This window comes from Streptomyces sp. NPDC018031, assembly GCF_044327625.1.
GTDB lineage: Bacteria > Actinomycetota > Actinomycetes > Streptomycetales > Streptomycetaceae > Streptomyces.
In genome coordinates, this window is record NZ_JBIRFT010000010.1 from 1 (window position 1) to 22,931 (window position 22,931).

The 22,931-nt window shown below is 75.4% G+C and carries 25 protein-coding genes; 11 read left to right on the forward strand and 14 right to left on the reverse strand.

Going from position 1 to position 22,931, the window contains the following annotated elements:
- Positions 1-307: transposase family protein (locus tag ACH4B3_RS21810; protein ID WP_398465039.1), on the forward strand; the 307-nt coding region annotated here is incomplete at its 5' end.
- A gap of 56 nt (positions 308-363) precedes the next feature.
- Here ACH4B3_RS21810 and ACH4B3_RS21815 read toward each other — a convergent pair.
- The 5 genes from ACH4B3_RS21815 to ACH4B3_RS21835 all read right to left on the reverse strand — a co-directional run bounded on the left by ACH4B3_RS21815 (position 364) and on the right by ACH4B3_RS21835 (position 5,005).
- Positions 364-1,842, reverse strand: coding sequence for a serine/threonine-protein kinase (locus ACH4B3_RS21815; protein ID WP_398465041.1), 1,479 nt, complete (start codon positions 1,840-1,842; stop codon positions 364-366).
- A complete protein-coding gene (locus ACH4B3_RS21820; RefSeq protein ID WP_398465043.1) occupies positions 1,824-2,426 on the reverse strand; it encodes a hypothetical protein in 603 nt (200 codons plus the stop codon). Before ACH4B3_RS21820 ends, ACH4B3_RS21815 begins: the two co-directional genes overlap by 19 nt.
- A 69-nt stretch (positions 2,427-2,495) precedes the next feature.
- A complete protein-coding gene (locus ACH4B3_RS21825; protein ID WP_398465045.1) occupies positions 2,496-3,113 on the reverse strand; it encodes a TOPRIM nucleotidyl transferase/hydrolase domain-containing protein in 618 nt (205 codons plus the stop codon).
- 210 nt (positions 3,114-3,323) lie between these two features.
- Positions 3,324-3,797: a carboxymuconolactone decarboxylase family protein gene (locus ACH4B3_RS21830; protein ID WP_398465047.1), complete on the reverse strand. Its 474-nt coding sequence runs from the start codon at positions 3,795-3,797 to the stop codon at positions 3,324-3,326.
- A 236-nt stretch (positions 3,798-4,033) separates the two neighbouring features.
- Positions 4,034-5,005, reverse strand: coding sequence for a helix-turn-helix domain-containing protein (locus tag ACH4B3_RS21835; protein WP_398465049.1), 972 nt, complete (start codon positions 5,003-5,005; stop codon positions 4,034-4,036).
- A gap of 680 nt (positions 5,006-5,685) precedes the next feature.
- On the opposite strand from ACH4B3_RS21835, the gene ACH4B3_RS21840 reads away from it, so the two are divergent.
- Positions 5,686-6,369: a lipoprotein gene (locus tag ACH4B3_RS21840; RefSeq protein ID WP_398465051.1), complete on the forward strand. Its 684-nt coding sequence runs from the start codon at positions 5,686-5,688 to the stop codon at positions 6,367-6,369.
- Between the two features lie 174 nt (positions 6,370-6,543).
- Here the strand turns inward: ACH4B3_RS21840 and ACH4B3_RS21845 are convergent, their stop codons facing one another.
- Together ACH4B3_RS21845 and ACH4B3_RS21850 are read right to left on the reverse strand one after the other, a co-directional pair.
- Complete coding sequence (locus ACH4B3_RS21845) at positions 6,544-6,948, reverse strand: RidA family protein (protein ID WP_398465053.1); 405 nt, start codon at positions 6,946-6,948, stop codon at positions 6,544-6,546.
- Between the two features lie 315 nt (positions 6,949-7,263).
- Positions 7,264-8,490, reverse strand: coding sequence for an erythromycin esterase family protein (locus ACH4B3_RS21850; RefSeq protein WP_398465055.1), 1,227 nt, complete (start codon positions 8,488-8,490; stop codon positions 7,264-7,266).
- A 58-nt stretch (positions 8,491-8,548) separates the two neighbouring features.
- Here ACH4B3_RS21850 and ACH4B3_RS21855 point away from each other — a divergent pair, with 58 nt between their 5' ends.
- Positions 8,549-9,280, forward strand: coding sequence for a TioE family transcriptional regulator (locus ACH4B3_RS21855; protein ID WP_398465057.1), 732 nt, complete (start codon positions 8,549-8,551; stop codon positions 9,278-9,280).
- A 168-nt stretch (positions 9,281-9,448) separates the two neighbouring features.
- Here the strand turns inward: ACH4B3_RS21855 and ACH4B3_RS21860 are convergent, their stop codons facing one another.
- Positions 9,449-10,237, reverse strand: coding sequence for an MBL fold metallo-hydrolase (locus ACH4B3_RS21860; protein ID WP_398465059.1), 789 nt, complete (start codon positions 10,235-10,237; stop codon positions 9,449-9,451).
- An 85-nt stretch (positions 10,238-10,322) separates the two neighbouring features.
- On the opposite strand from ACH4B3_RS21860, the gene ACH4B3_RS21865 reads away from it, so the two are divergent.
- Complete coding sequence (locus ACH4B3_RS21865) at positions 10,323-10,922, forward strand: CGNR zinc finger domain-containing protein (protein WP_398465061.1); 600 nt, start codon at positions 10,323-10,325, stop codon at positions 10,920-10,922.
- Between the two features lie 91 nt (positions 10,923-11,013).
- Here the strand turns inward: ACH4B3_RS21865 and ACH4B3_RS21870 are convergent, their stop codons facing one another.
- On the reverse strand, positions 11,014-11,220 hold the full coding sequence (locus tag ACH4B3_RS21870) for a hypothetical protein (protein ID WP_398465063.1): 207 nt from the start codon (positions 11,218-11,220) through the stop codon (positions 11,014-11,016).
- A gap of 181 nt (positions 11,221-11,401) precedes the next feature.
- Here ACH4B3_RS21870 and ACH4B3_RS21875 point away from each other — a divergent pair, with 181 nt between their 5' ends.
- The 3 genes from ACH4B3_RS21875 to ACH4B3_RS21885 all read left to right on the forward strand — a co-directional run bounded on the left by ACH4B3_RS21875 (position 11,402) and on the right by ACH4B3_RS21885 (position 14,075).
- Entirely contained in the window at positions 11,402-11,749 is a 348-nt protein-coding gene (locus ACH4B3_RS21875) for a DUF1330 domain-containing protein (protein WP_398465065.1), read from the forward strand.
- 1,073 nt (positions 11,750-12,822) lie between these two features.
- Complete coding sequence (locus ACH4B3_RS21880; protein ID WP_398465067.1) at positions 12,823-13,254, forward strand: hypothetical protein; 432 nt, start codon at positions 12,823-12,825, stop codon at positions 13,252-13,254.
- A gap of 62 nt (positions 13,255-13,316) precedes the next feature.
- Positions 13,317-14,075 carry a hypothetical protein gene (locus ACH4B3_RS21885; RefSeq protein ID WP_398465069.1) on the forward strand — a complete coding sequence of 253 codons (759 nt, stop codon included), beginning with the start codon at positions 13,317-13,319 and terminating at the stop codon, positions 14,073-14,075.
- A 49-nt stretch (positions 14,076-14,124) separates the two neighbouring features.
- Here the strand turns inward: ACH4B3_RS21885 and ACH4B3_RS21890 are convergent, their stop codons facing one another.
- The 4 genes from ACH4B3_RS21890 to ACH4B3_RS21905 all read right to left on the reverse strand — a co-directional run bounded on the left by ACH4B3_RS21890 (position 14,125) and on the right by ACH4B3_RS21905 (position 19,581).
- On the reverse strand, positions 14,125-15,630 hold the full coding sequence (locus ACH4B3_RS21890; RefSeq protein WP_398465071.1) for a transglutaminase domain-containing protein: 1,506 nt from the start codon (positions 15,628-15,630) through the stop codon (positions 14,125-14,127).
- A complete protein-coding gene (locus tag ACH4B3_RS21895; RefSeq protein ID WP_398465073.1) occupies positions 15,627-16,901 on the reverse strand; it encodes a DUF58 domain-containing protein in 1,275 nt (424 codons plus the stop codon). The genes ACH4B3_RS21890 and ACH4B3_RS21895 overlap by 4 nt, the downstream gene beginning before the upstream one ends.
- Positions 16,901-17,872 (reverse strand): AAA family ATPase, encoded by a 972-nt coding sequence (locus ACH4B3_RS21900; protein WP_398465075.1) that lies wholly within the window; start codon positions 17,870-17,872, stop codon positions 16,901-16,903. The genes ACH4B3_RS21895 and ACH4B3_RS21900 overlap by 1 nt, the downstream gene beginning before the upstream one ends.
- Before the next feature lie 344 nt (positions 17,873-18,216).
- Positions 18,217-19,581: a cytochrome P450 gene (locus ACH4B3_RS21905; RefSeq protein WP_398465077.1), complete on the reverse strand. Its 1,365-nt coding sequence runs from the start codon at positions 19,579-19,581 to the stop codon at positions 18,217-18,219.
- Positions 19,582-19,906: 325 nt separating this feature from the next.
- On the opposite strand from ACH4B3_RS21905, the gene ACH4B3_RS21910 reads away from it, so the two are divergent.
- Positions 19,907-20,587, forward strand: a complete 681-nt coding sequence (locus ACH4B3_RS21910) for an adenosylcobinamide amidohydrolase (protein WP_398465079.1) — start codon at positions 19,907-19,909, stop codon at positions 20,585-20,587.
- 42 nt (positions 20,588-20,629) lie between these two features.
- Here ACH4B3_RS21910 and ACH4B3_RS21915 read toward each other — a convergent pair whose 3' ends face one another.
- The gene (locus ACH4B3_RS21915) at positions 20,630-20,935 is read right to left on the reverse strand and encodes a hypothetical protein (RefSeq protein ID WP_398465081.1); all 306 of its coding nucleotides are present in this window, start codon (positions 20,933-20,935) and stop codon (positions 20,630-20,632) included.
- A gap of 264 nt (positions 20,936-21,199) precedes the next feature.
- Here ACH4B3_RS21915 and ACH4B3_RS21920 point away from each other — a divergent pair, with 264 nt between their 5' ends.
- The 3 genes from ACH4B3_RS21920 to ACH4B3_RS21930 all read left to right on the forward strand — a co-directional run bounded on the left by ACH4B3_RS21920 (position 21,200) and on the right by ACH4B3_RS21930 (position 22,900).
- On the forward strand, positions 21,200-21,610 hold the full coding sequence (locus ACH4B3_RS21920) for a VOC family protein (protein ID WP_398465082.1): 411 nt from the start codon (positions 21,200-21,202) through the stop codon (positions 21,608-21,610).
- A gap of 29 nt (positions 21,611-21,639) precedes the next feature.
- On the forward strand, positions 21,640-22,101 hold the full coding sequence (locus ACH4B3_RS21925; protein WP_398465084.1) for a helix-turn-helix transcriptional regulator: 462 nt from the start codon (positions 21,640-21,642) through the stop codon (positions 22,099-22,101).
- Between the two features lie 343 nt (positions 22,102-22,444).
- Complete coding sequence (locus ACH4B3_RS21930) at positions 22,445-22,900, forward strand: pyridoxamine 5'-phosphate oxidase family protein (RefSeq protein WP_398465086.1); 456 nt, start codon at positions 22,445-22,447, stop codon at positions 22,898-22,900.
- Positions 22,901-22,931: the final 31 nt, after the last annotated feature.

Consider the following 22,931-nt stretch of genomic DNA (forward strand, 5'->3'; position numbering starts at 1 on the left):
GGCCGATGCCCACGTCTGGCGGGAGTCGGACCTGCCGGCCGCGGCGGCCGGGACGACGGTGATCGCGGACGGCGCCTACCTGGGCACCGGCCTGATCGTCCCGCACCGGAGGAGAGCCGGACGCCCCCTCCTGCGCGGCCAGGAGGAGGACAACGCCGAACACCGCCGGGTCCGTGCCCGCGTCGAGCACACCTTCGCCCGCATGAAGAACTGGAAGATCCTCCGCGACTGCCGCCAGAGGGGCGACGGCCTCCACCACGCCGTCCAAGCCGTTGCCACCATGCACAACCTCGCCCTGACCGGGTGAAACAGCAGGTCAAGCACAACTCCGGCCTGCCCGAGCCCGACCTTATGCAACACCCTTTAGACGCCGTGGTGGTTCTGCGGCCCGGCGGAGAACGCGGCCCTGCGGGCAGCTGCGGCGAGCCAGGGCCTGATGGAGCCGTCGTTGGTGAGGTCGGCACGGTAGGCCAACGCCACGGTCAGGTAGCGGTTGACTCTCCGGGTGTACCGATATCGCAAGCTGCGGCGGACCTTGTCGGGACAGGGGGCGAGGCCGCCCCCGTCGCGGGCGCTCCAGATGGTGAGGCGCCAGGCCCCGCCCCCGTCGCCCAGGTCCCCGTGCGCGTCCCGGGCCGTCGCCCAGTCGGGGAACGCGAAGACCTGGACGGAGACGTGGACGGGGTTCTCGGGCGTGGCGTGGGGGCCGGGCTGCTCCACGTAGACGCCGACGATCACTTCGGTACAGTCACGGCGCGCGAGTTCCCCGGCCAGGTCGCTGGGGCCCGCTTCACGGGAGAGGCGGGTGTCCTCGGCGATCCGGGCGAACTCGATGTCCAGGTCGTTGGTGAACCGCCGCGGGAGCAGGGCGTCCGCGGTGAACGGCGTCTCGTCGGTGGAGGCGCGGTTCCAGGAGTCGGGAGAGGGCGGCCGAGGCGCCTGTCGGGTGTCGTCCATCCGGCGGGTGCGCGGGGGCGGGGGCATCGTCGCGGTGGGGGCTTCCGCTGCCGCGCACGACGTCAGGAGGGCCTGAAGTCGCTGCTGGACCTGCTGTGCCGACTGGGGGCGCCGGTCGGGGTCGCGCTCCAGTAGTTCGGCGACGAGCGCGGTCACCTCCGGCGGCAGGCCGGGGCGGAACGCGTCGAGGGGCGGGGCCTCCTCGTCGAGTTTGCGCCGCACGACCGCGATGCTGTTGTGCCCGGTGAAGGGCGGCCGGCCGGCGAGCATCGCGAAGAGCATCCCACCGAGTGCGTACAGGTCGGAGCGTTCGTCGCCGCGTTCCGTGAGGAACTGCTCCGGTGCGCCGAACTCCGGCGTTCCGGCCGGGGTCAGTTGGGAGGAGCGCGCCACGGTGAACGCGGCCTGGAGGAACCCGGCGATCCCGAAGTCGATGACCTTCACCAGCCCGTCGCCGGTGACGATGACGTTGTGGGGCTTGATGTCGTAATGGATGACCTGGGCCCGGTGGGCGGCCTCCAGCGCGGCGCAGACGCTGCCGGCGATGGCCGCGGCACGCGTCAGGGGGAAAGGAGTCTCAGCCCGGAGCCGCTCTGCGAGCGTCTCGCCGTCGACCTTCTCCATGACCAGGAACAACACGTCGTCGTGGATGCCCCGGTCGTACAGGGCGGCGACGTTGGGGTGGACGATCTGGGCAGCGGCGACCGCCTCGCGCTCGAACCGCCGGGGCAGGTCAGCCTGGGTAATCCCGTCGAGATCCAGCAGCTTGAGCGCGACCTCACGGTGGAGCACGCGATCCCGCGCGGCCCACACCTCGCCCATACCACCCCGGCCCAGACGGCCGATCAGCTCGTAACGGTCCGCGATCAGTTTTCCCCGCTCCACGGGGTCAGCATACGAGGCGCCTCCACACCTGCGAAGACGGCGGCGGCGGCCGCCAAACCGTCTCTCCACTGCCGCCCCCAAGGCCGCGAAGAACGCGCGAGCAGCAGCCAGCCCGCGTCTCCGCGGCCGAGGACGGCTCCGGTGAGGATCACCGGAGCCAGTGCCTGCCCGGCGTCGAAGCCGATGTCGAGGAAGCCCTGGTACCGCCCCTGGGCGTGGTCGGGGGCGAGACCGAAGCCGAGGACGAAGCCGGCCGAGGGCTCCCCTACCCCTCCGGGCTGTGCACGCAGACGGCGAGGATGGCGGGCCCCGGCGCGATTCAGGCCGGCATGTCCGCGGTCAGGGCCATCAAGGGGGTTCCCCGCCGGGATCCCCGCCAGCAGCCCCGTCGGCCCGGCGATGGTGAGGCCGGCACCGACCTGTGCGGCGGGCAGTTGCACGACCAGCGTGAAGTAGAGCACCGCGGCGGTGTCGAACAGCCCGTTGCCCGCCCGGCTGAAGAAGCCCGAGAGGATGCGGGCGCGCTGCGGACCGAGTGGCCCCGGGAGGGCGGATATCCGCTGCTCGGGGCCCTTGTCGATCATGTGGAGCAGGCCGGCGGCGGTCCGGTCGGCGGCGGTGCGCGTGATGCGGGGCCGCTGGTCGACGGGCGGTCAGAGGCTGGTGAGCAGGTCGTCGAGCGGCGCCGGCACACGGTCGGGGTCGAGTGCCTCGACCAGGACGCGACCGTAGTGGATCTTGCGTCCCTTCTTGGTGCCGAGGAAGCGCCGCACCTGCTGCTGTGCGGTCCGCCCGCGCTGCGCCGGCTGGCGCAGGAACGTCTGCAGGGCGCGCAGTTCGCCCTCCGCCCGGACGAGGTCCGCCACCCGTGGGACGCCCAGCGCGCGGATGAGTTCGTCTTCCAGGTCAGCCGCGCAGACGAAGAACTCCTGCCGCGCCGCACCGGCCCGCTCGAAGCCGCGGGTGTAGTAGGAGCGCTCCGCCTCGTCGCACAGTCCGGCGAGGCGCAGGCCCAGTCCGGGCGGCCCGAGCAGGGCGGCGAAGCGTGCGATGTTCATCGCGCCGCCCATGGACAGGACGCACACCCCTTCGGCCGCCAGGTTCCGGCCCCGGCGCGCGGCCAGCGCGCTGACCGCCGCTACGTCGCTCGCCCCTTCGAGCAGGACCACCGTGCGAACGGGCAGCCGCGAGGCCAGTTCGCGCGCGGGATCGCCGGGGCCGCCGGCCGCCCACGCGGTGACCGCCTCCTGGAACGCCCCCATGTCCGTCATGGGGGCGAGTCTCCCTCAATCCGGCCGGCGCGGCAGGGAATTTCACCACCGCGGCGGCAAGGACCCGGCCTCCGGCCGGCTTGGCGCGGGCTCAGCCGCCGATCCTCCGGCCCGGCCGGCGGCGCGGCGGCGAGCCGTTCGCCGCCGCGCCGCAGGCGCCGGGTCCGGGGCGGGGCTGGGCCGGCGCCCCCGCCCCGGACGGCCCGCCGGTCAGTGGAACTGGCCGGGCCGGTAGTCACCGGCGGGCGTCCGAAGCATCACGTTCCCGCGGTTGAAGGCGTTGATGACGGTGATGACCCCCACCAGAGCACCGAGCTGGTCCTCGTCGTAGTGCTTGGCGGCGTTGTCCCAGACCTCGTCCGGGACGCCGCCGGCCGCGTCGGCGATGCGGGTGGCCTCCTCGGTCAGCTCCAGGGCGGCGCGCTCGGCCTCGGTGAACACCGTGGCCTCCCGCCAGGCCGCGACCAGGTTGAGGCGCTCCGGGGACTCTCCGGCCTGCACGGCGTCCTTGAAGTGCATGTCCGTGCAGAATCCGCAGCCGTTGATCTGGCTGGCCCGGAGCTTCACCAGTTCCTGGGTCGAGACCGGCAGGGTGGAGTCCGCCAGTTCCTTCCCCGCGGCGATGAGGTGCTTGAAGACCTTGCCGATGACCGGGTTGGTGAACGGGTTCAGGCGCGCTTCCATGGCGTGCTCCCTTGCGTTGTTCCGACGGTTGCACACCTATGACGGCGTAGCCCGGCCGGTTGTGACACGAACCCGTGTGACGTGCGTCTCGCCGCTCTCCTGCATCGCGCCCCGCCCCGGCCGGACCGCTCGCGCCCGTGCCGTCCGACTCGCCCCGGGCCCGCGTCCCCCCTGCCCGTTGGCCGGCCGACCACCGGGACGGCCCCGGCCGGGGCGGCGTCGCGGCCGGTCCGGTGTCACCCGGTCAGTCGGTCGCCGAGCGGACTGCGGCGGTACAGCACCCGACGACCGTCGCGGGCCCGGGTGAGCAGTCCGGTGGCGTGCAGCACGCGCAGGTGCTGGGAGACGGCGCTGGGGGTGACCTTGAGGCGGCGGGCGATCTCGACGGTGGGCAACGGCTCTTCGAGGAGGCCGAGCAGCCTTGCCCTGGACTTGCCCAGCAGGGATACCAGGGCGGCCGGGTCAGCCGCGGGCGCCGGGGCCCACAGGGTCGCCACCCCGCGGCTGGGGTACGCCAGCGCGGGGGGCTCGTCCGGGCTGACCGGCGGCGCGGGCTTGTGGGCGAAGACGGACGGCACGAGCAGCAGCCCCCGCCCGGACGCCGCGACCCGGTGCCTGCCGATCATCCGGTCGATGTGCAGCATGCCGTCCTGCCAGCGCAGGTTCGGGTGCATGTCCGCGAAGAGCAGGCGGGCACCGCCCATGGCCAGTTGTCGCGCGCGGTAGGTCATGTCGGCTTCCAGCAGCAGCCGCATCCGCGGCCACGCCGGCTTGACCGCCACTTCCCAGTAGTCCCGCAGCAGGTCGCAGATGGCGTCGCGCAGAGCCGTCACGGCCTGGTCGGTCCCGGCCGCGTCCCGCAGCGCGTCCGGCAGCGGATCCGGTGCGTGGGTGGCCAGCAGGTCCCGGCGGACCAGGTCGGGGGGCGTACGACGGACCAGGGCGAGTTCCTCGTCGAAGGCCGGCGCGAAGACCCGCGGCCGCGGGGTCACGAAGTCGGGGAGGGTGCGGCGCACCGCGACCAGGGACATCAGCAGGCCGGTGTCGAGCGCGCCGAGTCGGCCGAGGACCGCTCTGCGCCACGGCAGGTGCAGTGCGGACAGTCCGGGTTCCCGCAGCACCCGCAGGCTGCACACCGTCTCGTGCAGGGGTGAGAGGGCGAACCGGGTGTCCGCCAGGTCCTCGACGCCGAGCTGGAAAGTGATCATTAAGTCATACGCTACATCCGTCGGCGTTGCAGCGCGGGTGCGGTGGACTTCCCGCATGACGCGCACAACGCACGTACGGTGCACGGCGTTCGTTGTGAAGACCGACGACCTGCTGAAGGACACGCCGCCAATGCGCCCCGCAGCGTCCGGCCGTGGGCATCGTTCCGCAGCTCAGCGACGCCGAGCTGCCAACGCCGGCGATGGTGCAGGCGATACTCGGCTTCACCTCCGGGGCCCGCCGGCTGCGTCATGCCGGCGCCCACCTCCGCCACCTCTTTCCGTACCTGCCCCGGCAACCCCGGTGGCCGACTCGGACATCCGCCTCCTGCGGTCGGCCCGCAAGGGTGAGCCCCGGCGGGCCGGCTCACAGCCGTTCGAACGAGGTCGTCGCCCTGTCCGGCTCTTTGTCGGTCGCCGTCGGCGCGGCCGTGACCCTCGGGATACGACGACACGAGTCGTTCCACCGGCACGCCCTGCTGGAGCGCAAAGGGAACGAGGAGATCCCGGCCAGGCAAAGGTAGTTCGAAGCCCGGACCGCACCGGGCACGTCCGAATGAACGTCACCGGGCCGGCCACCGGCGCCGCCTGGTGAAAGCCCCGTCCGCCCGCTGAACACCCGTTCGTTGTATGCTGCGGCGAATTTTTCAAACTCAAGAGCGGGATTACCTTACATGTACGGCATGCGCCATTTCGGCAGATCGAGCGCGGTACTGGTGGCGGCCCTCGCGGCCGCGGTGCTCGGCGCGGCCACCGGCTGTTCCTCGTCGAGCGACGACGACAGCAGTGGCAGTGGCAGCAAGAACAGCGGCCGGAACGGCAAGAAGGCCGCCGCCTCCGCCGCCCGGCAGGTCGGCGGCGAAGGGTCGCCGTGCGTCCTGCCGGTGACGTTCGAACCGGCGAAGTCCTGGAAGCCGAAGGCCGTCGAGCCGATCCCGGCCGGCCAGGAGGACCATGGCTTCAACAAGCTCCTCCAGCGGGGCGGGGTACGGCTGGTCTGCGAGATCGACGCCAAGCCCGCCGGGAACATCGGCTTCCTGAAGGTGTGGACGGGGCCGAAGTCGGCAGCGGGTGCGAGCCCCCGCACGGTCCTCGAGGAGTACCTGGCCGACGAGATCGACGAGCTACGGCAGACCGCCTACCGGGACATCAAGGTCGGCGACGCCGGCCTGCCCGCCACCGAGGTCGTCTACACGCTGTACAGCAAGCTGATGGAGGAGACCAGGAAGCAGACCGCCGTGGCTCTGGCCACGCCGGAGGGGCCGGTCCTGTTCCAGCTCGGCGGCCTGGACACCGAGGAACACCAGGAGATGCTTCCCACGCTGGAACTGGCCAAGAAGACGGTCAGGCTGTCCACCGGGCGGTGAACCGCCCGTCGCCGGGTGTTCCCCTGGTGGGGCCGACCGGCCCGACCGGGGGAACATTGTCGGAGGCGGCCGGCTCCGGCCGGCGGTCACCGGCCACCCCGCTCCGGCGGCGGCCGCGTCGGGCCGCCGCCGCCCGGTCGCCGGTCCGTGCGGGACGGCGGCGGGGCGCAGGGCCTATGGAGCGACGGCGAGCGCCTCGACCTCCAGCAGCAGATCGGGCCGGAACAGCCCGGCGACCTGCACGGCGCTGCTGGCCGGCGGCCGTTTGACGTCCACGAACTCGTCGCGCGCCCTGCGGACGGCGGGCAGGTATCCGATGTCGGTGACGAAGTAGGTGAGCTTGATGACCTCGTCGAAGCCGACGCCCGCCGCCGCGAGGCAGCGCCGCAGGTTCTCGAAGACCTGCCGGGCCTGCGCTTCCGGGTCACCTTCGCCCACCAGATTGCCGTCGCCGTCGAGGGCGATCTGCCCGGAGACCGCGATCAGCCGGCCGGTGCCGGTGACGACGTGGGTGTAGCCGGTGCCGGGGACGACGCCCTCGGGCTCGGGGATGTGGGTGATGTCCGCCTTCTCATGCATGCCGACCATCCTCGCCTGTTTCCACCCATCCGACCAGCGCATATCCTGCAGGGCTGGCATGCCGGGATCGCATGACGGATGGTGCGTCAACCGGCCTCCGGGGAACCGGCTCGGCGCCCGGACTCCGCCTGCGTCGACGCAACGGGCGGGACTGCCGGTTCGGGCCGGGAGGGTCGGTGCTCGGGCCGTCCGACCACGCCGGCCGGTAGCCCGCGATGCCGAAGTCGAGCATGACGTCCTCGCGTCAGGGGCCCTCGCCCGCCCCGGCTCGCGGCGGTCCCGTACGGCGGTCGAGGGCGGTTCACCGGCGGGGCGTCATGTGCCGGGCACGTCCCCGCCGTGCTGTCCGGGGAGGTCCTTGACGAACACGATCCCGTCGCAGGCGGCCAGGTGTGCCGGGTCGAGCGGGGCGTAGCCGAAGTAGGGCGACACGCGAGGGGCGGGGGGCGCGCCGCCGAGGGCGGTGGCCAGCCGTGGGGCGTCGACGAGGCAGCGGTCCTCGGGAAGCGCGTACAGGAGCCCTTCGACGGTGTCCGGCGGCGGGGTGTCCACTCCCTGGTGGCGGATCGTGCCGAGGGCCGTCGCCACGAAGGCGTAGTCCGCACCGAGCCGGGCGTTCACCAGTGCACCGGCGCTCCACCACGCCAGCCGCTGCCCGCCCATCCGCATCGTGCTCTTCTCCCGCTGGAGATGGGAGTTGTGGGCGTGGACGAAGGCCGGGCCCCGCGCGGCGACGGCGAGCAGGTTGTGCGCCATCATCAGGTCGCGCAGGCCCACCAGCCGGTTCAGCCGGGCCGGTGAGCTGTCGGCCATCCAGTAGTGGTAGCGCAGCAGGCCGGTGGCGGTGCGTCCGTACAGCCGCGCCCGGTCCCCGTCGTCCGGCGAGGCCGCCGTGCCCAGCTGGGGTGCGTGCGCGTCGAGCAACGCGACCAGGTCGTCGGCGAGCACCCGCAGTTCCGCGGCTTCGGCCGACCGGCCCACGGACCGGGCCGGGTCCGTCATCGCGGCCGGATCGGTCCACCGGTCGTCGGTGCCGAGCAGGCGGTCGAGCGTCTCCGCGGCGCAGGGGAGCAGGTCCGCGTCCAGGCGGGCCGCGAGGTAGCCGTGGAGTGCGGTGAGGGCCTGCCGGGGACTCGCCGCTCCGGTGATCTCCAGCGGGCCGTCGAAGCCGACGAAGCGGAGCCGCTCGGACGCGGGCCGGCCGTCGTTGTAGGTGCGCATCCAGCGGACCAGTTCGCGGTTGGCCGCGGAGGCGCCCCAGCCGTGGCTGAACCCGTGCGCCATGACCTCGTCGAGGGTGCCCGTGCCCGATGTGACGTGGTCGTCCACGGCGAGGCCCGCCATGCAGTCGCTCTCGATCGCGATCGTGCGGTAGCCCTGCTGCTCGACGAGTTCCCGGAAGAGCTCGTTGCGCAGGTCGAGCAGGGTGTCCTCGCCGTGGGTCGGCTCGCCCAGGGCGAGCAGCCGGGGCCGGGCCGGGAGCAGCCGCATGACGGCGGCAGCCTCGACGGCATGGACGGTGTCCTTGGTGTCGGTAGCCATGCCTTCAACGCTATCGTTGAAGCTTCGGTTGAAACTTTTTCGCGATATCGGCGGGATCATGCGGCGAAACCTTCGAAACGGTGAGCGGCTCAGGCCGATCGATCTGGCACGCGGGCACGGCCTGTCCACCCAGGCGGTCAGGAACTACGAGGAAGCCGGCATCCTGCCGCCGGCCGGTCGCACTCCCCACGGCTACCGCACCTACACCCCGCTGCACGCGGGGGCGTTGCGCGCGTTCCTCGCCCTGGTGCCGGGCCATGGCCACCGGACGGCGTCGGCGATCATGTGCGCCGTGCACCAGGGGGCGGTCGACGAGGCGTTCCGCCTCATCGACGAGAGTCACGCCCAACTGCTGGAGGACCGGCGGACCCTGCGGGCCGTGGAGAGCGCCCTGCGCGATCTGGAGCCCGTCGCGGAGCCCGGGCCGGTCGCGGAGCCCGGGTCCGGCGGCACGTTCATCGGGCCGCTGGCGGGGAAGCTCGGGATCCGGCCGGCGACGCTGCGCGCCTGGGAGCGCGCCGGGCTGGTGCGCCCGCGCCGCGACCCGCTGACCGGATACCGCGTCTACGACGACGCCGACGTGCGGGACGCCCGGCTGACCGGCCAACTGCGGCGCGGTGGCTACCTGCTGGAGCAGATCGCGCCGCTGATCGCCCAGGTGCGGGCGGCCGGCGGACTGGAGCCGCTGGAGGCCGCCCTGCGCGACTGGCACGGCCGGCTGTCCGGCCGGGGCCGCGCGATGCTGGCCGGGGCCGCCGAACTGGACGCCTATCTCCGCGCCCGCGGTTGACGCCTCGTCGGCCGCTCGGCCCGGCGCCCCGGCCGGGCGGTGGCACGGGCCGGACCCGGTCGTCCCCACGCGCGGGCGCCGCGGTGGCGAGCCAAGTCCGGGCAGGCCGCGGGCGGAAGCGGTCCCGCGCGGGCGCCGGCGGGCGTCCGGCCTGCCCCGGCCGCGGGGTCAGCCCCGGTCCCCCAGGTCCAGGCGGTCGAGCAGCCCGGCCCGGGTGAAGGCGGCGACGAGGTCGTCGCGACCTTCGGTGAAGTGCGCCCAGCTGTCGTAGTGGACGGGGACCACCCGGCGGGCGCCGAGGATCCGGGCCGCTTCGGCGGCCTGTGCGCTGTCCAAGACGATCGGTTCGCCGCCGAAGAGGACGGTGAAGCGCGGGGCCCCGGCGAACAGGATGGCGGTGTCCACCGGGCCGAACCGGTCGGCGATCTCCCCGACCAGGGCGAGCGAGGCGTTGTCACCGCTGACGTAGACCGTGGGCAGGCCCTCCCCGGTCAGGATGAATCCGACGACCTGGCCGGTGATCGGTTCGACCTCCTCGCGCGGGCCCGGCCCGTGCACGGCGGGTACGCCGGTGACGGTGACGGCGCCGCCGTCCGGGGTCGCCAGTTCCACCGACTCCCAGTCGGCCAGCCCTCTGGCCCCCGCGCCCAGTCGCCGCCCTCCTCCGGGGGTGGTCAGGGTCAGCGGGACGTCCGCGAGCAGTGTCCGGCCGGATTCGTCGAGGTTGTCGGGGTGTTCGTCGTGGGAGAGCAGCACCACGTCGATCGGGCCGAGGTCGGCCGGCGTGACGGAGGAGGGCGCCGTCTTGGTCAGCCGGCCGCCCGGCACGGGGTAGACGCGGGGCGCGTCGAAGGTGGGGTCGGTCAGGAATCGCAGGCCGCCGTACTCGAAGAGGGCGGTCGGGCCGCCGAGGACGCGGACCGGGATCCGGCCGGTGGCCGTGCTGGTGGCAGTCATCAATACCTCACGGATAGATGTCGGTTCATCCGTGATGGACGATAGGGGTCTCTCACGGATGAGCGCAAGCCGTAGCATGAGAGGCATGAGCGAGACCCCAACCGCCGGATCCGTCCCCCCGCCCGCGCCGGGGGCGGAGGACCACCTCGCCCTCGACTTCGTCAACAGCGCCGTCGCGCTGCCCGGCGGGCACTTCATCGACCTCCTCGGCACCCCGGCGGCCACCAACCGGTGGCTCACCGGGCACGGCCTCGCACCGGACGACGCCGGGGTCCAGGAGATGTGCGCGGCGCAGCTGCGCTCCCTGCGCGAACACCTCAGGGTGCTGTTCGCCGCCCGCGTCGCCCGGGTGCCCGCCCTGCCCGCGGCACTGTCAGCCGTCAACGACGCGCTGAGCAGGGCCCCCACGGCCGCCCTGCTGTACTGGGACGAGCGGAACGGCCCCTACCGCGCGACACCGTGCCCCACCAACGAGATCCTGGACAGGGCGCTCGCGACCCTCGCGGCCGATGCCGCCGACCTCCTCACCGGGCCCGACGCCGACCGCCTGACCGGCTGCGACTCCGCACCGTGCAACCGCTATCTGCTGCGCCACGGGCGCCGCCACTGGTGCTCCACCCGCTGCGGCGACCGGGCCCGGGCAGCCCGCGCCTACGCCCGGCGCACGCAGGCGAAGGCGGACTGACCGGGCCGCCCGGTCCCCCGCGGCCGCCGGCGCCGGACGCCGGGTTCCGCCGCCGGCGCGGGGCCGCGGGCCCGCCCGGCGGGGGCGCGCCTCACGCCGGGCGGAGCGGGGGCGGTTCCTCGTCGCGGTGCCAGGCGACGTAGTCCGCCACCACCTCGGCCGGGTTGGCCGCCATGGTGAGGGCCAGTTCCTCGCCGGCGCGGTACATGTCGAAGAGCGCGATCGGCACCGGGCGCCCCAGGACGCCGGCGAGCCGGCCGCCGGAGCGCGCCCGGCGCATGTGGTCCTGGAAGGTCACCACGCCTCCCTCACGCCGCGCACAGTCGACCACGAGGCGGTTCCCTGCGGTCGTCCGGGGCCCGTTCCCGGGCGGCAGGTACATGCCGCGGGCCGGTCGATTACCTGCCAGGTCATCGATTCCGGTGCCGGCGGATGACACGATCACCGCGTACCGAGCCCGAACCGACCGGAGGAACCCCTTGCCGGCCTACGTCATCGCGCATCTGCAGGACGCCGCCCCGCACCCGGAGATCGCCGAGTACATCGAGCGGCTCCCCACCACCTTCGAGCCGTACGGCGGCCGTTTCCTGGTGCACGTCACACAGCACGAGGTGAAGGAGGGCAGTTGGCCCGGGAGCGTGGTGATGATCGGCTTCCCCGGCATCGAGGAGGCGCGGACCTGGTGGGACTCGCCCGCCTACCAGGAGATCGCGCCGCTGCGCTCGCGGCACATCGAGGGCAACATCATCCTGATCGACGGGGTGCCCGAGGGCTACGACGCCGCCACCAGCGCCAAGGCCATGCGGGAGGCCCTGGCCGCCGATTAGCCCACCGGCACGGGGCCGGGCACACACACGGGCCGGGGGCTCCCTGGGCCGGGCCAAGCACCGGCACGGGGCCGGGGCTTCCCCGGCCGGGCCAAGCACCGGCCCGGAGGGAGGCCCCGGCCCGGGGGCGGTGCCGGGCGCAACCCGCGTCGGCCGGGCACCGGAAGACGGCGGCGGCCGCGGCGGCCACCGGCCCCAGGCGGCAGGCCGCGCGGCGCGGGCGCCTCTCCGGAACGGCCGACCCCGCGCCACCGCCCGGCCCGGCGCGGCCCGGCTCCCACCCGGCCCGGCGCCCGGCTCCCACCCGGCCCGCCCCGCCCAGCCCCGCCCAGCCCCGCCCAGCCCCGCCCAGCCCCGCCCAGCAGACGACAACCCCCGAAGCGGCGTGCGAGTTACGCCCGGACCGCGGCCACCTCTGTCCCTGTTCGCCGCATTACCCGATGGTAGTACCGTCTGCCCCCTCTCCTCGCAGTGCGTCTTCGGATAGGCTGAAGTGCGCCAATTGCCGTACTTCCGCGCGGGGTTGGGCGCGGAGGGCCATGAGACCTGCCAGAAGTTCCCCTGTGTTGATCGGCGCCGTGTGCACCCTCGGAGTGGCGGCGGCGATGGCCGTGGCGCCCTGGGCGTCCGGCGAAGCGCCCGCCCGGACCACCGGACTGTCCCTGGTCCGCGACGGAGCGGGCGCCGCGCCCGCACCGCGCGCGAAGCCGACCGTCGGAGCGTCCACCGACGCGGCGCCGGCCGCCGCCTCACCGCGGCGGTCCGCACCGTCCGGCACCGCTTCGCCCCCGGCGTCACGGTCCACCGGCTCCCCGACGCCCGCACACCGCACCGGCCCCGGCAGTGCGCCGCCCTCCTCCACACCAGGCCGCGGGTCCGGCCGGCCGCCGTCCTCCGCGTCCACCTCCCCGGCGACCACCGGCCCGTCCTCGCGCGGCCCGGCCCCCTCGGGGCCGGCCACCTCGGCACCGGGCCCGTCGGCACCGGGCCCCACCACCACTCCGACCTCCCCCACCTCCGGGCCCTCCGCGCCCGGGCCGGACCACTGCGGACACGCACGGCCGGGGCAGGGGTTGCGGATCGGCTTCACCGCGCCCTGCGAGGGCGCACGGGTCCCGCAACTGGTGCCGGTCCGGCTGGCGGTGCCGGTGTATCCGACCCGGGAGCAGGGGGCGTTCGTGATCACCGGCACCGTGCTCACCGACGCCACCGGCCGGCGGCTGCCGGAGCCCTACACCTTCTCGGCGTTCCACCCGCTGGTACTGGGCCCCGGGACGTCGGAGGAGACCGGCCGCCCGGACGTCTGGCGGAACAACGTGATCGTCGGTTCGCGGTGCGCGCCGCTGGCCGACCGCACCCGGGTCCAGTTGCGGATCTACCTGCTGTCGCCCGCCGGCCTGGAGTTCGCGGAACGGGAGTGGCGTCAGTCCACACCGGTACGCATCCCGGCGGACAGTGTCCTGATGGACCACGTCAACGTGACCCGGCAGGACGCCTGCCGCTGACCGAGGGCGCCTCGGGCGCACCGTCACGAGCGCCGGATCCGGCCCGCCGCGAAGGAGACGCCATGAGCACCGCTTCCGGAACCCCGGAACCCGCCGGCGAGGACCGCGCGGACGACGACTCCGCCGCCGAGGAGGAGCCGGGCCGGGCGAGATCCCGGCGGGTCGGCTGGACCGTCGCGATCGGCAGCGGCGTCGCCATCGCCACCGCCTTCGCCGCCCTGGTGACGGCCTTCACTCCCTGGCTGACCGGCGGGGGCGGCGGCAGTGACGACGGGGCCGCCGGACCCACGCCCGCCACCCGGCCCGGCGGGCCGGCGACGCCGGACCCGTCGACGGTCGGCCCCGCACCGTCCGGCACCCCGCCGGCGGCGGAGAAGCCCTGCGGGTCCGCGAAGGCGGCGCACGGCTTCCGCGCCGCCTTCATCGCGCCCTGCGACGGCGGTTCCGCCACCGCGCCGTACCCCACCGTCACCCTCGCGGTGCCCCGGTACCCCGCCGGCGACGGTTCCCAGGGGCGGATCTGGATCGTCTCCAGGATCCTCACCAACGGCGCGGGGACACCGCTGGCGGACGAACCGCTCTACGGGCAGTACCCGGTGGAGCGCAAACACGCCGACCGCTTCACCGCCACGACCTGGCAGAAGAACCTCTCCGTCTTCCGGACGTGCCACGAATACGGACCCACGGAGCTCTCGGTGTACTGGCTCGACCCCGGCGGAGCGAAGGAAGCCGAGAGGTGGCGGCCCGGCGTGACCATCACGGTCCCCGCCCGCAGCACACTGCTGGACAAGGTCACGGTCACCCTCGGCCCCAGCTGCTGACCGCCGCCGGCGCCCCGGCCCGGCCGGCCGGCGCCCGTCCCGGGCCCCGTCACCGCCGGGCGCCCGGCGGCAGTGCTCGCCCGACCGCGGCCCGGAGACGGCGTGCGCGCAACTCCCGGCGGCAGCGTGCCGCCAGCCGGACGGCGCGCCGGGCGTCGTCGTCGTCCACCTCGTGGTACAGCGCGCGCTCGGTCAGCCCGGCGAGCGCGACCATCGGGGGCGGCCCGGCGTCCCGTGCCGTCCGGGCGGCCGTCATCCCGCCCGGCCCGGGCCGCCCCGCTTCGGCCACCCGGACGACGCCCTGCCAGGCAGCGAGGACACGCCGGTCGGCGGGGGCCCGGCGGCCGCCGCGGGGCCGCCGGCGGACCGACCGCACCACCCCGGCCAGGACCGGCCACAGCAGCAGGGGGGCGAGGAGGATCAGTAGGCGGGCGTACCACGGAAGACCGGGCGACGGAGCGGAGGGGTCGCCGGCGGACCGGTCCGGCCGGGGGTCGGTGACGGCTTCGGTCGGCCGGTCCGCGGCGGGCCGTCCGGCCTGGCCGGGCAGCGGCAGGTGGTCCGTCCAGCCGAGTCCGGCGTACCGCACCTGCGGCCAGGCCAGCGCGTCCCGCTCGGTGGCCGTGAGCACGCCGTGGGCCGGGGCGTGCCGGGGCCGGTACCCCACCACGACCCGGCTGGAGACCCCCAGCAGCCGCGCGGTCAGGGCGAACGCGGTCGCGTACTGCGCGCTGTTGCCCTGAAGCCGCGTCAGCAGGCGCCGCACGGCCGCGCAGTCGGTCCCCGTTCCGGCCGACGGACGGTACCGGTAGGGGGTTGAGGCGAGCCGGGTCCGCAGCCGCTCCAGCCGGTCCGCCGGGGCGGGCCCGGCACGCAGCGCGTCCCGGCGCAGGCCCTCCAGCGCGCGGGCGGCGCAGCGGGGCACCGGGCCGACGGCGGGGACCGGCGCGGCGGCGCGGAGCCGGGCGCGCGAGGGCGGCAGCCGGACGGGGGCGGTCAGCTCGTACCGCGTGACCGCCGAGGGCGCGTACAGCGCTTCGTGGCGCGGGTCCCACCGGAGGCCGCCGGCCGGGACCGCCCCCCAAGGGTGCGGCAGCAGGCGCGCCGGGCGGGCGAGGGTGACGGTGACCCGGTACCCCGCAGGCCCGGTTCCGGGACCCGGAGCCGGGCCCGGGACGGGCTCCGCCGACCAGCCCCGGTCGTCGGAGAATTCCTGGTAGGCCAGCAGCGGCCAGACCGGTGGGCGGTGTTGCGGCGGCCCGGTGAGGGTCGCCCGGAAGACCTCGGCGTCGCCGTGCCGCGCCGGGCGGGTGAGCCGGTGCAGCGGGTCCTGCTCCACCGCGGGGGACGCCGGAGCAGGGCCGGGGCGCTGTGCCGTCCGGGCCGGCAGCGGGAGCAGTGCCCCGGCGGCACCGGTCAGCGCGACGGCCGCCACCACCACGGCGGTCGGCCCGCGCCGGTGCCCGGGCCGGCCGCGGCGCCCGGTGAGCAGCAGCAGCCCCACCAGGCATGCGGCGGCCGCCGCGGCGGCCACGGCAGCCCCGGGCCCGCTCATGGGGCCAGGGAGAGCATCAGCGGCGGCAGCTCCGCCGGACGGCCGACCTGCCCGTACCGGATCCGCCCGGCAGGCGCGAAGGCCCCGGTGCCGCCGTCGGCGGCGGCCCGGATCACCGCCACCCAGCGGAACCGGTCGGCCGGCCAGTCGAGACCGGGTTCCGCGGCGCCCAGGTCGCGGTTGGTGCACACCGCCGCCAGTGCCGCGCGCGGTCCCGTGGCCAGGGCCCGGACCGCTGCCGCCAGTGTCGGGGCGGGCGGCCGCGCGTCGCGCCGGGCGGCCGGGGGCGCCGCCGTGGAGAGCTCGTCGAGTACCGTCCGGCGCCCGGCCGCGCCGGGGGGGCACACCACCGGCCCGCCGGTCAGCGCGGGGTGCCACAGTGCGACCGGCGAGCCGGCCCGGAGCGCGGCGACCGCCAGGCTCGCCGCGCAGTCCACCGCCAGCTCCAGCAGTTCCCGGTCCGCTCGGGTGTGCGCGGGGGCCAGGTCCAGCAGCACCGCGGTGCCTCCGCCGGCCGCCGGGGAACTCTGCCGGATCTGCAGGGCACCGGTCCGCAGCGACGCGGGCCAGTGCACCCGGCGCAGGTCCTCACCCGGCTGACGGGGCCGCAAAGCATGGAATTCGAAGACGTCCTCGGGATCGGCGCAGCGGGTGGTCCCGGAGAGCTCCCCGGCCACCTCGCGGGGCCAGGGCAGGTCCTCGACGACGACCGGGTGGACCATCAGCCGGGCGCCCGCCCCGGTCCGTGCCCGGGCGCGGGCCAGCCGCGTGGGGTCCCGCCATTCCAGCATGAGCGGGCCCGCCTGCCAGGCGCCCCTGCCCAGCGGCGGGGACAGGGCCCGGCCCGTCGTGCCGGAGACCTCGACCGTCCACTCCTCCGCGCCGCCGGGGGTGCCGCACCAGCGTTCGCGCACCACCGTGGCGTCCGCCGCGCGGGAGGCGGGCCGCACCCGGTAGCCGGTCTCCACCCGCCGGCCGCGCACGGCCGGGGTGGGCGACAGCGGGGCGCGCACGATGTCCAGCGGCGTGCGGCGGGGCGCGCCGAGCAGCGCCGCCGCGCAGGCGGCCAGCCCCGCCGTGCCGAGGCCGGCCAGCAGGTGCTGCCGCAGGATCAGGGCGTCGACCAGCGCGGTGGCGGACAGGCCCAGCAGCCATCGTCCGCGGGTGGTGAGCCGGACGGTGGTCCGGTCCGTGGCGGCGCCGCGGCGTCCTGACCGGCGTCCGCCCCCGGGCCCGTCCGGGGCCGTGGTCCGTCCGGTGGGCCGGTCCATCACCGCACCGCCGTGCGTTCGGGCACCCGCACCCGCCGGACGAGTTCGGCGACCACCTCGGCGGGTTCCCGTCCGGCCCCGGGCCGGACCACCATCCGGTGCGCGAGGACCGGCACCGCCAGCGCCTGCACGTCGTCCGCCACCGGGAAGCGGCGTCCGGCGAGCATGACCCGGGCCCGCGCCGCGCGGACCAGCGCCGCGGTGGCCCGGACGCTCACCCCCCGGGACACGTCGGGGTGGGTCCGGGTGGCCCTGGCGAGCCGCACCGCGTAGGCGGTCAGCGCCGCGGAGGCGGGTACGGCGGCGAACGCGCGGAGCGCGGCGACGAGTTCGGCGCGGGTCATCATGGGGCGCACGTCGGCCGCTCTGCCGATGCGTCCGGCGGCGATCTCGCACTCGGTGGCCTCGTCGGGGTCGCCGACCACCACCCGCATCAGGAAGCGGTCGAGCTGCGCCTCGGGGAGGGGGTAGGTGCCCTGCAGTTCGACCGGGTTCTGGGTGGCGGCGAGCAGGAACGGCTCCGGCAGCGGCCGGGTTTCGCCGTCCACCGTCACCTGCCGCTCCTCCATGGCCTCCAGCAGCGCCGACTGCGTCTTGGGGGAGGCGCGGTTGATCTCGTCGGCCACCACGACGTTGGCGAACAGGGGGCCTTCCCGGAACCGCAGGCCGCCGGGCGTTCCGTCCGGCACGGCGAAGCCGGTGACCTCGGCGGGCAGCAGGTCCGGGGTGAACTGGATGCGCCGGTAGGTGCCCGCCATCGCCCGGGCGAGCGCCTGCGCCAGGGTCGTCTTGCCGCTTCCGGGCTGTCCCTCGATCAGCACGTGCCCGCCGGCGAGCGCGCAGATGACCGTCTGTTCCACCGCTTCCGGGCTGCCGGCGAACACCGCGCCGATCGGGGCGAGCAGCCGGTCCCGCAGCCGCTCCGCCCATCTTCCGGCGTCCTCGTCCCGGACTGACTCCGTACCGCTCATCAGTACGCCCCCGCCCCCGTACGGCCGGCCCGCCCACCGGCGCAAACCACCCTTACCGCGGCACTCTAGACACCCACCGAGCCGAGCGCAGCGGATCGGCGCGGATGAAGCGATGCTGTGACCTGAGGCGGCTCCGCGCCCGGGTGGGACGACGAGCCGCGGGTGGCCCGTGGCCGCCGCCGGCCGGGCCGGCCCCGCGCCGACGGGTGGGCGGCGGCCGCGCTCCGCCGGCCCGGACCAGGGCGCCGAAGGGGAGGGCCGGGTGGCGGCAGCCGGCCCGGGCGGACCGCGGGCAGTGCGGCAGTCGGTGGACCCGGGGGCGCAGCCCGGGCCGGGCCGGCGCCTCAACCGGCGGCGGGCCGCCGCCCGGGAGCGTCGCCGCGGTCCTGGTTCGCGGTCCGCCGGTGCACGGTCATACGGATGTCGTCGGCCGCCCAGAGGACGAACCGTTCGACCGGCGTCACCCGGTGTCCCGGTGCCGGCCGGAACCGGAAGCGTTTGAGCAGGACGGCCAGGACCAGCTCCGCCTCGACCATGGCCAGCGCGGCGCCCTCACAACTGCGCGGGCCGATACCGAAGGGGACGTAGGCGAGCCTCGGTCGCCGGGCGGTTTCCTCGGGGGTGAACCGCTCGGGGCGGAACTCCTCCGGTTCGGGCCAGTGGTCGGGATTCATGTGGATCGCCCAGAACGGGTAGAGGATCGTCGTTCCGGCGGGGATCTCGTAGTCGCCCACGGTGAGCGGCCCGGTCGTCTCGCGTGCTCCGTAGGGGCCGGGCGGGTAGAGCCGCATCGACTCCTTGAGGGTCATCTCCAGGTACCGGAGCCGCCGCAGGTCCGCGTAGTCGGGCGCCGCACGGTCACCGAGCACCCGGTCCAACTCGCCGGCGACCCGATCGGCCACCTCGGGGTGGCCCCCCAGCAGGTGCAGGGTCCACGAGACGGCCACCCCTGTCGTGTGGTGCGCGGCCAGCATCATCGCCATGACGGTGTCGCGGATCCGGGCCGGCGACGCACCGGCCTCGACGAGCGCACCGATCAGGTCGCTGCTGCCGGCGCGACCGCCGGAGCGGTGTGCCCGGACCACCCGGTCGACCGTCGCGCGCAGGTGGGCGAGGGCCTCCTCCGCCCGCCCGGCCGATGTCCCCGGCGGATCGGAGGGCGGGTCCTGGTGGAGCCGGCCCAGGTGTTCGGTGAGGACCGCCTCGAACGCGGCGACCACACGGTCCGGGTCCGCCGTGTCGCCGCCGAGCGCGTAGCCGCAGATCATCCGCAGCGACAGCGTGGTGAGGTCCTTCTGCAGCCCGACGGGTCCGTGGTCGGCCTGTTCGTCCCAGCGGTCGGCGAGGGCCGTCGCCAGCTCGGTGAACCGGGGGAGATGCCGCTCGTGGGAAGGCCGTCCGGCCAGTGCCGACAGAACCTGGCGCCGCCACGGGGTGTGTTCGCCGGCCGGCATCGCCTGGAGGTTTCCCGCCTCGAAGAGCGGATCCAGGAAGGCGAACAGGCGCTCCGGCCGCCGGTCGATGCCGACCGTGGCCTCCAGCAGTACCGGGTCCGCGACCGACACGGCCTCCCCCGCGCCCGGGAGCTGGAACCTGACGACGGGTCCGTAGGCGGCGTGCAGCCGCAACTGGTAGGTGTGCAGTCCGCCGGCCGCCGCGAGCGCGGCGACGCCACCGTCCGCGCGGGGTTCGGGTCCGGGGATGTCCATGACCGTTCCTCCTCACCGGGCGCCTCGCCGGGGAACCGGCGCTCCCGCGTGAGGGCCCGTCATGGACGAGTCTGTCCCATGGCGGCCCGGCGCATCCGGCGGACGCGCAAGCCGGCGCCTCCGGCGCGCCGGAGGTGCGGGGAGCGGCCGGAACCGGCGCGGACGCGGCTCGGCACCCGTGCCGCCCGCGGCGGCGGCCGTCCGGAGTACCCGGTCCGGTGGCCCGGCGGGTGCGGCCCGGAGGGACGACCGGTGACGGGCCGCGGCGGTGACGCGCGTACGATCAGTCGGCCAGCCGGCCCCGCACCCCGAGGAGTTCCGCCCGGTGACCGCCGTCATCCCGCCGGCCCGCCCCGCGACCGGTCCGCTGCCCGTGCGGCTGCTGCCCCGTACCGAGGACGGCGAGCGGCTGCACGCTCTGCTGTGGCGGGCGGGCCCCGGCTGGCGGATGATCAGCAGCGCGGTACTGGGCGGCGGCATCGGCGAGCGCGCCTGGGTCCTCAACGCGCAGGTCTCCCACGGCTACCGGCGCACCGACGCGGACCGGCACCTCGCCGACCTGGCCGGTCGGGCCGGCGTCGGCGGGGCCGGCGTCGGGCTGATGACGGCCGCCGACGTGCGGGCCCACGGCCGCGCGCACGACGGTGGGGTGGCCGCGGTCGCCACCGCGGGCCTCGGGGTGCGCGGCTGGGCGGCCGCCGCCCCGGTCGAGGCCCAGGCGGTACCCGCCCCGCCGGGCACGGTCAACATCATCGTCGCCGTCCCGGTGGCGCTGACCGACGCCGCGCTGGTCAACGCGGTGGCGACGGCCACCGAAGCGAAGGTCCAGGCGCTGCTGGAGGCCGGTTTCGACTGCTCCGGCACGCCCACCGACGCCGTGTGCGTCGCCGCGCACGCGCCGCGCCCCGGCGGTGAGGTCCACGCCTTCGCGGGTCCCCGCTCGCTGTGGGGCGCCCGCCTCGCCCGCGCCGTCCACCGCGCCGTACGGACCGCCGCCGTACCGTGACGGGCAGCGCGCCCGCGCCGGCCCGGCAGGGGCACCGGCGCCCTAACCCGCCGCCGCGATCCACATGCCCAGCGGCAGCAGCGGCCAGGCCGCCAGGACGACCGCGACCCAGGCGGCGTTCCTCCTGCTGTCCCGCAGGGCGGGGCGGTGCGGGAGCAGCCAGGCGACCGCCAGCAGGATCGCCGCGATCTCCCAGGTGAGCCTCGCGCCGTCGAGGTAGCTCCTGCCGCTGAACAGGTCGTGACTCCAGGCGAGGAGCGGCACGCCGAGCCCGGAAGCGAGGGAAGGGGCCACCCACCAGGCACTGTCGCGCGTGGCGCCGTCTCTCGGCGCGTCGTTTTCGATCATGTGTCTCATCCCAGCAGCCCGGCCGGGCCGCGGCATGGTGGGGGGTACTCATCCCCGCCTCCGTGCGGATACTCAGTCGAGTGCCCGGCGGCGGCGCGGCCCGCGCCAGGCGGCGGTGCACCGGCCGGGTGAGCGCCGGGCGGTGAGCGCGCCGGTGCCGGGGCGGTGCGCCCGTCGGCGGGGGCGCGGCCGGGCGCGGCGGGCGGCCGGACCGATCAGTTTTCGAGAAGCCGGGGTCGCGGAGCCGCGCCTAGCATGATCGCCATGGACATCACCATTCACACGAGCTTCCTCCCGCATGACGACCCGGACGCGTCCGTGGCCTTCTTCCGCGACGCCCTCGGCTTCGAGGTCCGCAGCGACGTCGGTCAGGGCAGGATGCGCTGGATCACGGTCGGCCCCGTCGGTCAGCCTGGCACGTCCATCCTGCTGGCGCCGCCGGCCGCCGACCCCGGGGTCACCGAGGACGAGCGCCGCACCATCGTGGAGATGATGGCGAAGGGCACCTACGGATGGATCCTGCTGGCCACCCCGGACCTCGACGGCACCTTCGAGAAGGTGCAGGCGGCCGACGCCGAGGTGGTCCAGGAGCCGACCGAGCAGCCCTACGGCATCCGGGACTGCGCCTTCCGCGACCCCGCGGGCAACCTGATCCGCATCCAGGAACTCCGCTGACCCGTCCGGCCCCGGAAAGGAGTTCTGCCATGTGTCACCCCTCGTGGGGGGCCGCGCTCGTCGCGGCACAGTGGCGACGTGACCTCGCGCGGCTGCGCCGCGTGCGCGACCGGATCGACCGGGAGTACGCGCGGCCGCTGAACGTCGAGGCGCTCGCCCGCGGCGCGGACATGCCGGCCGGGCACCTCAGCCGCCAGTTCCGGCTGGCCTACGGCGAATCGCCGTACGGGTACCTGACGGCACGCCGGGTCGAACGGGCTCAGGCACTGCTGCGGTGCGGCGACCTCGGTGTCCCCGAGGTCTGCTCCGCGGTGGGCGGTTCCTCGCTCGGCGTCTTCAGCAGCCGCTTCACCGAGCTGGTCGGCATGTCGCCCGACGCCTACCTGCGCCACACAGCGGGCGCCGCGGCCGGGGAGCCGCCGGGTGCGCCGCGGCCGGCGGCGAACCTCGGGAACCGGACGGCGACGGTTGCCGCGTCGCACCCGGCGTGACGGCTGCCGCAGCGTGCCGTCCGGGACCGGCCGCCGGGAACGGGGTCGGGGCCGGGCCACCGCTCGCGGCTCCGGCCACCACCGCCCGGTGCACCCCGGAGGCGGGTCTCCGGGCAGGTGCGCCGGGCGCGGCGCGGGCCGTGCGTTCGGGTACTGTCACCGCCGAGCACGGACGAACACCCGTACGCTCGCAGGTCCTTGGAGCCCCGCACCGGGGCGTATGCGGGAGCCGCCGGGGCGCCGCGGGGCGGTGACCCCCGCGTCGCCCACGGCCCCGGCGGACCGGCGACGACCATAGGAGCACCTCGAGTGGAGGGCTCCGTGTGAAGTGACTGGAGGAAGCATGGCAGGCGCGCCGCCGCGTGGGCTCGAGGAGAGGCTGCGGGACACCCGCACGAGGCTGGAGAGTGACGTCGACCTGTGGGTCGCGACGTCCGGTGCCTCGGACGGCGCCCACCTCGTCCCGCTCTCGTTCCTCTGGGACGGGACCGCGATCCTCATCTCGACGCCACGCGCCTCGATCACGGGCCGCAACCTGCTGGCGGACGGCCGGGTGCGACTCAGCCTCGGGCCGACCCGCGATGTCGTCATCGTCGACGGCACCGCGGAGCCGGTGGACATCGCCGACCTCGGCCCGGAAACGGGCGACGCCTTCGCGGCCCGGACCGGCTTCGATCCGCGCGAGCTGGACGGGCGCTACCAGTACTTCTCGATCCGGCCGCGGCGCATCCAGGCCTGGCGGGAGGCGAACGAGCTGCGCGGCCGGGACCTGATGCGGGACGGACGCTGGCTGGGCTGAGGGCCGGGGGTGTGCGGGCGGCGCCGGCTCT